Consider the following 7,607-nt stretch of genomic DNA (forward strand, 5'->3'; position numbering starts at 1 on the left):
TGCCGCCATCCTCAATCGCTTCACGCGCTTGGGCACGCCCACGACCGTAGCGGTGACCATGCCGTAAATCCGTCTGGGGTTTGGGGTACTACGCGCTCAATTGATTTATGCAACAAAGCCACGCGCCAGCCCTCATTGACGGCTGGATGCTCGAGCTCGAGAACGAAGGCTGCATCGTCCGGTATAAGGCTGGCGCGCAGAGCTACGTCCAAATCTCTAACTGGTTGATTCATCAGAAGATTGACAAGCCGAGCAAGTCGAAAATCCCTCCTTTCGATGAATCCTCGCGAATCCTCGCGAAGCCTCTCGAAGTGTCGTCGGAGGAAGGGATCAAGGATCAAGGAAAGGATCAAGGAGAGGAAGGGAAAGGATCGGACCAACTTGTCGAGCGCCGCTCCGCGTCTCCCGACCGCGATGTCGTCGCCGAGGTGTTCGCCTACTGGCAGAAGGTGATGGACTCGCCACGCTCCCAGCTGGACGACAAGCGTCGCAAGGCGATCAAGGGCGCGCTGAAGCTCTACGAGCCGCGCCAGGTCTGCGAGGCCATCCTGGGCTGCTCCCGCAGCGCCTGGCACATGGGCGAGAACGATCGCCGGGCGAAGTACAACGGCCTCGACCTGATCCTGCGCGACGCCGAGCACATCGACAAGTTCATGGAGCTGGCCAGCAAGCGCACCACCGGCCCCGAGAGCATCGAGCAGCGCAACGCCCGGATCCTGGCCGAGCTGATGGCCGGCGACAGCGCCATCGACCCGAATGTGATCGACGTTGACGCCCAGGAGGTGGTCGATGCGTAACGACGACCTTCCGCAATTCGCCGCCCTGCTGGCCGACGTGCTGGCCGGCTACGGCAAGCCGCTGCCCGAGGCGGCCGAGATCGGGATCTGGTTCAAGCAACTGGCGCCCTTCCCTGCCGCCACGATCAAGCGCGCCTTCGAGGCATACCGCATGGAGCGCCCTGACTTCGCGCCGGCGCCGAACGGCATCGTTGCCCGCGCAAGGCTGATGGATGGCCGCCCGGACGAGAACGAGGCGTGGGCCGTTGCCCTGACCAGTCAGGACGAAGCCGAAACCGTCGTGTGGACCGACGAAATGGCCGCGGCATTCAACCTGGCGCGCCCGCTGCTCGAGACCGGCGACGAGATCGGCGCGCGCATGGCCTTCAAGGACGCCTACAAGCGCCTGGTCGGCGAGGCCCGCGCGGCGAACAAGCCGGCCAACTGGAACGTGTCGGCCGGCTGGGACGCCCAGCGCCGCCAGATCGCGGTGCAGAAAGCCACCGTCGCCGGCCTGCTCGCCGGGCCCCAGCCGCACCTGGCCCTGCCGAACGAAACCGACCTGCCGCCGGCGAGGCCCGAGGGCCTGCAGAAGCTGAAGGAGACGCTGGCCCAGCTCAACTGCATGAGCGCCCAGGCTTCGGCCGAGTACGACGCGCGCATTGCCGAGGAACAGGCCGCCGAGCGCGCGCGGCGCGAAGAGATCGACAACAAGGTGCGGGCCTACCTCGCCCAGCACCCTGAGGCGCGCTACGGCCAGATGCCGATGCCCAGGAGCGAACCATGACCCGCGAACACGACCCCTGCGCCCTCTGCGCCCGCTTCACCCGCCAGGGCCACGCGGAGCAGGCCGCCCAGGGCCTCGGCTACTGCACCGGCTACGAGCGCTACGTCCGCGCCGATGCGCACCCAACGGTGCTGTTCAAGCCAGCGCCGGCCGGGCAGATCGCCGAGCGGCGCGCGTTCCTGGAGCGGCAGCAGCAGACGACGGAGACGGCATGAAGCCAGCCTACTACAACGAATACGACAAGTACGCAGCCGAGTGGCTGTGCAACCTGATCGCGGCCGGCCACATCGCGCCGGGCGTGGTCGACACCAGGAGCATCGAGGATGTACACCCCGCCGACCTCAAGGACTTCACCCAGTGCCATTTCTTCGCCGGCATCGGCGTTTGGTCCCTGGCACTTCGCCGCGCCGGCTGGCCAGATGACCGACCTGTTTGGACTGGTTCCTGTCCCTGCCAACCTTTCAGCGCGGCAGGCCAAGGAGCTGGGTTTGCTGACGAGCGGCACCTATGGCCGGCATTCCACCACCTCATCCGCCAGCACCGCCCTGCAGTCGTCCTTGGAGAGCAGGTTGCGAGTAAAGACGCAGACCCTTGGATCGACCTTGTACAAGATGACATGGAAGGCGTGGGATACCGGTTCGGGGCGATCCCGTTCCCGTCTGCGGGCGTCGGTGCTCCGCACATCCGAGACCGGCTCTACTGGGTGGCCGACGCCCACGGCGGCGCTGGCGGAAAAGGGCGTGCGCACGTTCGAGGGCGGGCTGATCGAGGCGATGCGCAATCATGGCCCGGACTTGGCGGCGGCCGCGTGCTTGACGGGCTGGCCGACGCCATCCTGCTCAAACGACCGGGAGGGGAATCCGGCGTCAGCGATGAGCATGCAGCGCGCGGACGGATCGAAGGTGCAGCAGCGCCTGCAGGACTTCGCGGCGATCTGCCAGCCGGCCCGACTAACGGCTACTGGCGAGCTGCTGACTGGCTCGGATGCCGGGATGGAAAGTGGCGGCCAGTTGAACCCGGCACATTCCCGCTGGCTCATGGGGCTACCAGCCGAGTGGGACGCCTGCGCGCCTATGGCAACGCGATCAACGCCGAAGCGGCGCGCGTCTTCATCGAAGCCGTGATGGAGTGCCAGCCATGATCCGTTCATCCCCCATCGCCTGCACTGGCACCCTCAAGCCCGCGCGCACCCGCAAGTGCGCGGTCAAGGGCTGCGGCACCCGGTTCCAGCCGCGCAACATGATGCACAAGGTCTGCGGCCCGGACTGCGGCGAGGTCTTCGCCGTGGCCGAGCGCAAGCGCCTGGAGGCAAAGCAGCAGAAGCAGGAGCGCGCAAAGGACAAGGCGAAGCTCGAGGCGATGAAGACCCGCAACGAACTGATCGCCGAGGCGCAGGCCGCATTCAACCTGGTGGTGCGCCTGGAGGATGCCGCCCTGCCCTGCATCAGCTGCGGTGCCATGAACCCGCCCGCGCGCGGTCTGACCGGCGGCGTGTGGGATGCCGGCCACTACCTGTCGCGCGGCTCGGCCTGCCACCTGCGGTTCGACCGGCGCAACGTGCACAAGCAGTGCAAGGGTTGCAATCGCCCGGGCGGCACCACGCGCGCCGCGCACCGGGCCGGCGTCGAGGCGCGCATTGGCCGCGAGGCCCTGGAAGCGCTCGAAGCGGACCAGGCCAGCCGCGAATACACCCATGACGACCTGCGCGCGATCCGCGACACCTGCCGCAAGCGCGCGGCGCAACTGAAAAAGGAACTCACATGATCGAGAACCACACGTTCACCACCCCGAAGGCCCAGGCCAAGATCGCTCGCATCCTGGCCGCGCTGGAGCAGCAGCCCATGACCCGCGACGAGCTGCAGTGCTTGCTGGGCATCGCCAAGCCGACCATGCGCCGCTACATCGCGCACCTGACGTCGGCGCCGCGCCTGATCCACGTCCGGCGCTGGAAGCGCACCACGGGCATGCCGGCGCCGGTGTATGCCGTCGGCAGCCGCAAGGACGCCGCGCCGCCGCGCATCGCCACGCGCACCGAACGCAACCGGATGGAATGGCAGCGCATCAAGGCCGACCCGGACCGGCACGACCGCGTCAAGGCCGCCGCGCGCGTCCACAGCCGCATTCAGCGCGTGCGCGGCACGCCGCAGCCTTGGTTCGCCGCCCTGCTCAACAACCGCACCACCGAACGGAGGACCACTCCATGAATATCCCGAAGTTTCTCCCTACGACCGTGCTCGAGCGCGTCGAGGCGCACATCAAGACCCGGCCCGGTATCATGACCCGCGAGCTGGTCGCCGAGCTCGACATCACCAACGGCTCCGCCACAATGGCTGTACACCGCCTGCAGCACCAGGGGAAAATCCACCGCACCAACCTGTTGAACGAGCGCCGCGCCAAGTGGGAGGCAGGCCCGGCGCCTGACTTCGACCCGGACAACCCGAATCCAGGCATTGGCCAGCCCAAGCAGCGCACTGTGAAGACCTGGGAGCCGAAGCCGGCCCCTCGTGATCCCCTGCTGTGGGCGCTGTACGGAGCGCAGCCATGACGGAGCAGGAGCGTCGCGACATCGGCCTACGTCTGGAGAACTGGTCTACGTGGGCCAGAGAATCTCGGGGAGACACCGAAACCACGCCGATTGGCAGGATGTATGAAATAACGAGACTAGCTGACAGTATCGCTGCGGGTGTCGTCGAAAGCAGTGCGAATAGCTCCCGCGCTATCGATGAAGCTGACGCCCTGCTGTTAGAGCGCAACATGCGCCACCTGGAAACGAAGCAAAGATTGATTTTGTATTGGTGCTACATAAACCGAGCGCAACCGGAAGTAGTGTGCCGCAAGGTGTCGATCCAGCATCGGCCAATCAGCATTTTCATTGAGCAGTTTAGGCAGGCGCAGGCTGCAATCGAATCATTGGTAACCACGGAGAGGAGAAAGAAAAATGGATAAAGGGGAAAACTGGGAGTTGATGGTTGCAGCTGCTAATGCTGCTGGTATCCAGTTGGCATTGCCTGACCACGCTACTATTTGCTGGAGCGAAGAGGATGACTCATGGATCGCATGGAATCCTCTTCATGACGACGGCGATGCTTTCCGCTTGGCGGTAAAGCTGGGCATCGGAATCTGGCAGCATATGTCGATTCGAGAGGTTGAGGTTGAGTACTACGACGACGGTCGCTCGCTGACTGAGCAGTTCGGTTCCGACCCTTTCTACGCAAATCGTCGTGCTATTGTTCGGCTTGCTGCTGAGATGGGGCGCGCAGCAGAAGAAGCTAACCCGAGTATGAGCAAAAATCAGGAGAATGTATGAGTTCGCTGGAAATCCATTGTCTGGAAGTAATCCTGCAAATTGAGAAGTCGTCAGGGGAGTCAGCCACCATCGGCTCGGGTGCTGAGAGCGGGAGCGTGACATTCTTTCCTTACTCCGACACGGCAGGTGGGATCAGCCAAGTTCCACTGCCAGCCCTCGACATAACGGTCGCATCCGACCACGAAGATACGAGTGAGCGGGTGACTTTGAATTTCAAAATAATGGGGCGAGCGGACATTGATGCTCTGCGTCGGTATTGTGAAATGGCCCTCGACCATTTCGAAAAGGGCTTTCTGGAATAAATCCAACATGCTGATCAGAAAGATATTGACAACAGTCAACGCTGAATATAAATTCCTACACACAACTTAATTCCGTCTAGAAATTCGACGAGCGACTCCACCAGGATGACGCTCGTCCCTACGGACGACGAAGGCCCGCCACTGAGCGGGCTTTTTTGCATTGGTGGGTCGCACGCGCGCGAGACAAGCCCCACTATCTGCCGATGGTGGTTGATCAACCCCAGCTCGGTGCGATTAAGCGCGCGGCCGCCGCGAAGTCGCCGGATGCCTCACGAAACGAGGCGCCACACATAGCCTAAGCCTGACGACCACGCGCCGCGTGCGAGGAAGACGGCCGAGGGCTATGTGTGGTGGACGCCCGCCCAACCCTCCGTCCGCCGTGTGCGGCGCATCGCGGGGCTGTCCACCCTCCCCTGTCTCCTCCGTCGGTTGATCGATCGACGCTTCGCCCCGGCCAGCCCAACACTGCCGGGGCTTTTTTTATTCCGAGCCCATGCCATTCCAGCTATCCCATGAAGCCGAGCGCCGCTGGGTGCTGGTGCTCATCCAAATCCAAGTGAACCGCAACTATGAGCCTCACCGACAAGCAACAGCGCTTCGTCGCTGAATACCTCATTGACCTGAATGCAACTCAGGCGGCTATCCGCGCCGGGTACAGCGAGAAGACCGCGCGGCAGATCGGCGAGCAGAACTTGTCAAAACTTGACATCGCCTCTGCCATCCAGGCAGCGATCAAGAAGCGCGCCGAGCGTACCCAGGTTGACGCCGATTATGTCCTTCGCACCATCGTTGACACCATCGAGCGATGCAAGCAGGCCGAGCCCGTGCGTGACCGTGACGGCGAGGCGACGGGCGAATACAAGTTCGATGCCGGCGCCGTGCTCAAGGGCGCGGAGCTGCTGGGCAAGCACCTCAAGCTGTTCACCGACAAAACCGAACTGACCGGCGCCAATGGTGCGCCGTTGACGATCAATGTCTGCTTCGACTGACCTGACCGCGCGATTCCCGCGCAAGCTGGCGTTCCTGTTCAAGCCGGCTCGATACAAGGTGGCGCGCGGTGGGCGTGGCTCTGGCAAGTCCTGGAGCTTCGCCCGAGCGATCCTGTTGCGATGCGTGCAGCAGGAAACCCGCGTGCTGTGCACCCGCGAAGTGCAGAAGTCCATTCAGCAGTCGGTCCACCAGCTGCTGTCCGACCAAATCGCGGCAATGGGCCTGTCGCACCTGTTCCGCATCCTGCAAACGGAGATTCAGGGGCCGCACGGCTCGGCGATCTATTTTTCCGGCCTGTCCGATGTAACCGCCACCACACTCAAGTCGTTTGAGGGCGTCGACATCTGCTGGTGCGAAGAAGCGCAGACGATCTCTGAAAAGAGCTGGAAGACGCTCACGCCGACGATCCGCAAGGCTGGCTCCGAGATCTGGGTGACGTATAACCCGGAACTGGAGAGCGACGCGACGCACGAACGCTTCGTGCTTAACCCGCCGCCCGACTGCGTGTCGGTGCTAATGAATTACAGCGACAACCCCTGGTTCCCTGCTGTACTGGAGGAAGAGCGCAAGCACGCCGAGGCGACTATGCGGGCCGAAGACTACAAGCACGTGTGGGAGGGCCAGTGCAAGCCAGCCATCGAGGGTGCGATCTACTTCGAGGCGATGTCGGCCACGGTCAATGCCGGTCGCGTTCGAGAAGTGCCGCACGACGGTGCGCTCAAGACGCACGTTATCTTCGACCTGGGCATGGCCGACAGCATGACGCTGATCCTGGTGCAGAAAGTCGCCTCGGAAATCCGGGTGATCCACTACATCGAGGGTACGCAGCGCATCCTGGCCGACTACAGCGCCGAGCTGCGCGCGCTTCGCCTCGATGACCAGCCGATGAACTGGGGCAGCATCTACCTGCCTCACGACGGCTTTCACAAGCGGCACCAGACCGGCAAGGACGACGCTTCAGTCCTGAGGGGCCTGGGCTGGGACGTATCGCCAGTGCCGAACATGGCCGTGAACAGTGGGATCGACCGGGCGCGCGAGGTATTCCCCCGCGTCTACTTCCACAAGGACCGCGCCGTTCGGCTCGTGGAGTGCCTGAAGCGTTACCGCTGGAACATCAACAGCAAGACCGGCCAGGGCGTGACGCCACTGCACGACGAGTTCTCGCACGGCGCCGACGCCTTCCGCTACCTGGCACTCGTCGCCGACGAACTGCGCAACGAAGAATGGGGCGGCGCCCTGGACTACAAATCGATTGGAATTGTGTAATGGCTAAGATCAATGCCGAAACGTTCGACAAGCTGCTCGACCACGAGATCGAGCAGGCCACCACCTGGCAGAACCACGCCATCAACCCGGAGCGCGAGCGCAATTACGCGCTGTACCTGGGCCTGCCGGACGGGAAGGAAGTCGAGGGCCGGTCCCAGGTGGTGAGCTGGGACGTGTTC

13 protein-coding genes are annotated in these 7,607 nt (G+C 63.5%); all 13 read left to right on the plus strand.

Annotation, left to right across the window (positions count from 1 at the left end):
* The first annotated feature begins 146 nt into the window (after positions 1–146).
* On the plus strand, positions 147–797 hold the full coding sequence (locus J3U95_RS27590) for a hypothetical protein (RefSeq protein WP_208281680.1): 651 nt from the start codon (positions 147–149) through the stop codon (positions 795–797).
* Positions 790–1,563 carry a hypothetical protein gene (locus tag J3U95_RS27595; protein WP_208281681.1) on the plus strand — a complete coding sequence of 258 codons (774 nt, stop codon included), beginning with the start codon at positions 790–792 and terminating at the stop codon, positions 1,561–1,563. The genes J3U95_RS27590 and J3U95_RS27595 overlap by 8 nt, the downstream gene beginning before the upstream one ends.
* Complete coding sequence (locus tag J3U95_RS27600; protein WP_208281682.1) at positions 1,560–1,778, plus strand: hypothetical protein; 219 nt, start codon at positions 1,560–1,562, stop codon at positions 1,776–1,778. Before J3U95_RS27595 ends, J3U95_RS27600 begins: the two co-directional genes overlap by 4 nt.
* Positions 1,775–2,704 (plus strand): DNA cytosine methyltransferase, encoded by a 930-nt coding sequence (locus tag J3U95_RS27605; RefSeq protein ID WP_208281683.1) that lies wholly within the window; start codon positions 1,775–1,777, stop codon positions 2,702–2,704. The genes J3U95_RS27600 and J3U95_RS27605 overlap by 4 nt, the downstream gene beginning before the upstream one ends.
* Positions 2,701–3,327 (plus strand): recombination protein NinG, encoded by a 627-nt coding sequence (locus tag J3U95_RS27610; RefSeq protein ID WP_208281684.1) that lies wholly within the window; start codon positions 2,701–2,703, stop codon positions 3,325–3,327. The genes J3U95_RS27605 and J3U95_RS27610 overlap by 4 nt, the downstream gene beginning before the upstream one ends.
* The gene (locus J3U95_RS27615; protein WP_208281685.1) at positions 3,324–3,767 is read left to right on the plus strand and encodes a hypothetical protein; all 444 of its coding nucleotides are present in this window, start codon (positions 3,324–3,326) and stop codon (positions 3,765–3,767) included. Before J3U95_RS27610 ends, J3U95_RS27615 begins: the two co-directional genes overlap by 4 nt.
* Positions 3,764–4,108 (plus strand): MarR family winged helix-turn-helix transcriptional regulator, encoded by a 345-nt coding sequence (locus tag J3U95_RS27620; RefSeq protein ID WP_208281686.1) that lies wholly within the window; start codon positions 3,764–3,766, stop codon positions 4,106–4,108. Before J3U95_RS27615 ends, J3U95_RS27620 begins: the two co-directional genes overlap by 4 nt.
* Positions 4,105–4,509: a hypothetical protein gene (locus J3U95_RS27625; protein WP_208281687.1), complete on the plus strand. Its 405-nt coding sequence runs from the start codon at positions 4,105–4,107 to the stop codon at positions 4,507–4,509. The genes J3U95_RS27620 and J3U95_RS27625 overlap by 4 nt, the downstream gene beginning before the upstream one ends.
* Positions 4,502–4,870 carry a hypothetical protein gene (locus J3U95_RS27630; protein ID WP_208281688.1) on the plus strand — a complete coding sequence of 123 codons (369 nt, stop codon included), beginning with the start codon at positions 4,502–4,504 and terminating at the stop codon, positions 4,868–4,870. Before J3U95_RS27625 ends, J3U95_RS27630 begins: the two co-directional genes overlap by 8 nt.
* Positions 4,867–5,172, plus strand: coding sequence for a hypothetical protein (locus J3U95_RS27635; protein ID WP_208281689.1), 306 nt, complete (start codon positions 4,867–4,869; stop codon positions 5,170–5,172). Before J3U95_RS27630 ends, J3U95_RS27635 begins: the two co-directional genes overlap by 4 nt.
* Positions 5,173–5,741: 569 nt before the next feature.
* Positions 5,742–6,161 carry a terminase small subunit gene (locus J3U95_RS27640; RefSeq protein WP_208281690.1) on the plus strand — a complete coding sequence of 140 codons (420 nt, stop codon included), beginning with the start codon at positions 5,742–5,744 and terminating at the stop codon, positions 6,159–6,161.
* Positions 6,145–7,428 (plus strand): PBSX family phage terminase large subunit, encoded by a 1,284-nt coding sequence (locus J3U95_RS27645; protein ID WP_208281691.1) that lies wholly within the window; start codon positions 6,145–6,147, stop codon positions 7,426–7,428. The genes J3U95_RS27640 and J3U95_RS27645 overlap by 17 nt, the downstream gene beginning before the upstream one ends.
* A partial coding sequence (locus J3U95_RS27650) for a portal protein (protein ID WP_208280117.1) occupies positions 7,428–7,607 on the plus strand: 180 nt, incomplete at its 3' end. The genes J3U95_RS27645 and J3U95_RS27650, both read left to right, overlap by 1 nt.

It is taken from the genome of Massilia oculi (assembly GCF_017582745.1).
Taxonomy (GTDB): Bacteria; Pseudomonadota; Gammaproteobacteria; order Burkholderiales; family Burkholderiaceae_D; genus Telluria; species Telluria oculi_A.